Here is a 2,230-nt window from a genome sequence, read left to right on the forward strand (position 1 = left end):
GAGCTTATTCCATAATACTTTTGACTTTTGACTTTTGACTTTTGACTTCCGCCTTTCGGTACTAGTCCCTGCCATTAACAACCACGGAGCCGAGTTTTTTCGTAATAAATCCGAAGTAGCTGTGGCTCTTTTACAGGCTGAGGAAGTTTATGAATTTTTCCCACAGTATTCAGAATCTCTGACTCTGATATTCCGAAAATAGTCAGTACACCTTGCTGCGGCATAGTGAGTAAACTTTTAGCCACTTGGAGCATACAAATATCAGCATTATTAAAAGTTTTCCGGCAGGTAATCATATCCTGAATTTGATGAATCAGTGCCAGCCCCGCAAACTGGATAACTCGCACAATAAAATCATTGCGGTATTCCAAAATCATGGGAAAAGCATTTAGATAAGCCCTAATTAGGGCAATGATTGAAGGTTGTAGACTCTCCAACGGTGTCAACGCCAGATTTAGAGATTCTTGTAACTCAATGGTGGGATCTACAACGAGGCTATTGAGCCAAATTTTTAAATAGCTTGCTAGTAAAGTTCCTAAATCAAAAGCTGGATCTCCCCAAGAACAAGCTTCCCAATTAATTAGTTTTACTAGGCAATTGTCTAGTTTCTCCCACCTGGAATGAACTAAAATGTTGTTCAATTTCAGGTCGTTGTGAGTCAAGCAGCAAGGATTCCATTCATACGCCAAATCTGCGATCGCAGATTCCAAACTCTCGGACTGCTGGTATAGTAGATAGAATTTCAGTGCATCCGTGGGAACCGTGCCAAAAATCTCCGGCCCAATTGATTCTACCCCTTGCGCCGGATTGTAAAAGCCATAGCGAAACTCTCCTTGGGGAGCAGTTGCCATAAAATCCTTATATTCTCGGCGGTTGTAGGTTGCGCGATGGAGTCCCGCTAAAGTAGTACCGATCGCAGTGGCAATTTCTTGTGGACAAATCTCATTGTTGTGGTAGAATGTCGCAAGCTCCAGATAATCACCTAAGTAGTTGCGGACGAGGATAGAATTTTCTTCGTCAAAATGCACTACCAATGGTGCGATCGCGGAAATATTGCCGAGAACTGGAAACTGCTGGAGTAACTGATGAAATAGCCACTCCTGAAACAATTCATGAGGAGCGCCGTCATTGCTTTTAACGTTACGTTCTTGTTTAATGAGCAGTTTACGATTATCTGCTAGAGTCACGAGTAAATCGAAACTGTTCTTACTACTTCCTGGCAACTCAGATTTATCTGATGCGTCATCTTCTGAGCTACACAGCCCCGCTTCTAGCAGATACTGGATAACGTTATGAGAAGACAGTGATAATACCATGTATTATTTCCTACTTCATTAAATTACTTAAACTTGTACTTAGCAGTTGTCGGTAGATAGTGAATAACAATAGAGATTTGTACAATCTACTAATATCCCATATTTGGGATAAAAACCTGCCAAAATGGCACCAATTCCTTTACAATTGCTTTAGAATTCGCTCCTAGATACCGTGGCATCTTTAGACTTTATCAGCATAGTTACTTAGATACATCTAGAGCAAGTGTTGTGGTAGAAACCCATTGATGTAGCTGCATCTCCAGGTGGTAGCGCAGAAGCATCCCCAGCAAAAAACTGATTGACGGCAGGTGCTGTTTGATGCTGAGTAGTCATTCTGAAAGCAGCGAAGAATTTCAGTAATCCTTCGTGCTAGGAAGCATGACATTCAACGCTATTATTTTTATTTATCATCCCAAAGCGAAATAAACCGGAATTTTTAAGCAATTAGTAATTATTTTTTTCTTTAATTTTCAAAATTGATGTCTGTAAGCCTTGTTATTACGTCATTAGTCTTACTTACGTATTGTAGATGACTATAGGCGATCGCAGATAACGGTTACATGAGTGCATCTTATGGAAGTGTACTTTTGTCAAGGATGAAAAGACCTCTCCCTGACTTTACTACGTAAAACCGTCCCTCTCCGACTCCGAAAGGGGAAGGGTTAAGACCTGGTTTCGATATCGTATAAATTGCAGAGGGTGAGGAGTTTTTGTTTGAGGCGATCGCGCACATTCTCTGGTAATATCACTACACAATCTGGCGCATACTGCATCACTTCGCGGGTAAACCAAAATGTACTCGATACTCGCCTAATCACTCGTCGAACTTTTGATTTATCTGGTAGCCATTCATGGATACCCCTCTCCTAAGAAACCGTATTTGCTTCGGGCTGGGGAACAAGCTCAAAACCTAA

At 41.2% G+C, this 2,230-nt stretch carries 2 protein-coding genes and 1 pseudogene; all 3 read right to left on the minus strand.

The window, feature by feature from the left end; genetic code table 11:
* Window positions 1–74: 74 nt before the first annotated feature.
* Complete coding sequence (locus VB740_RS17950) at window positions 75–1,316, minus strand: aminoglycoside phosphotransferase family protein (RefSeq protein ID WP_323201313.1); 1,242 nt, start codon at window positions 1,314–1,316, stop codon at window positions 75–77.
* Between the two features lie 204 nt (window positions 1,317–1,520).
* Window positions 1,521–1,649, minus strand: a complete 129-nt coding sequence (locus tag VB740_RS17955) for a hypothetical protein (protein ID WP_323201314.1) — start codon at window positions 1,647–1,649, stop codon at window positions 1,521–1,523.
* Window positions 1,650–1,978: 329 nt separating this feature from the next.
* Window positions 1,979–2,170, minus strand: a pseudogene (locus tag VB740_RS17960) (WYL domain-containing protein); the annotation flags it as partial.
* Window positions 2,171–2,230 lie beyond the last annotated feature (60 nt).

It is taken from the genome of Nostoc sp. UHCC 0251 (assembly GCF_034932245.1).
Lineage (GTDB): Bacteria > Cyanobacteriota > Cyanobacteriia > Cyanobacteriales > Nostocaceae > Nostoc.